The organism is Cellulomonas sp. P5_C6 (genome assembly GCF_054049635.1).
Map to the genome: position 1 here is coordinate 1 of NZ_JBFULZ010000396.1, position 602 is coordinate 602.

General features: G+C 63.3%; 1 protein-coding gene. It reads right to left on the reverse strand.

All coding sequences use genetic code 11. The features are described 5' to 3' along the window. A partial coding sequence (locus tag ACXJKG_RS21370) for a class I adenylate-forming enzyme family protein (RefSeq protein WP_456847720.1) occupies positions 1 to 602 on the reverse strand: 602 nt, incomplete at both ends.

Genomic DNA, 602 nt, shown 5'->3' on the forward strand with positions numbered 1-602 from the left:
GACATAACCCTCCGCATCCACGCGGCCGATATCGCCGGAGCGCCAGTAGCCGCCGACGAAGCCGGTGCGAGTCGCATCCGGATTGTCCCAATAGCCCGGCACGACCATCGGACCGGCAATCAGCAATTCGCCGTCCTGACCGGCCGGCACCTCGCGGCCGTCGTCATCGGCGACCACGATATGCGCGCCGGTTACGGGGCGCCCAACCGAATTGATTTTGCTGACGGGCGAGCCGGGCGGAAACATCGTCGCGGGTGATGAAGTCTCAGTCGAACCATAGGCATTACAGAGATTAAGCTTCGGCAGCACCTCAGCGAGGCGCGTGATGGTCGCTTCGGGCATCGGCGCGCCGCCGAAGCCGGCGATGCGCCATGAAGACAGATCGTGACGATTGAAATCCGGCTGCAGCAGGCAGAGATTATACATTGCCGGCACCATCAGCGTGTAGGTCATGCGCTCTCGCGCGGCGACGGCGAGAAACTCCGGCGCCTTGAAGGCTGGCAGGATCACGGTGGTGCCGGCGACATTGATGGTCGCAAGGATCAATGCCACAAGCCCGGTGACATGCGATGCTGGCACCGCCAGCATCGTGACGTCACCGT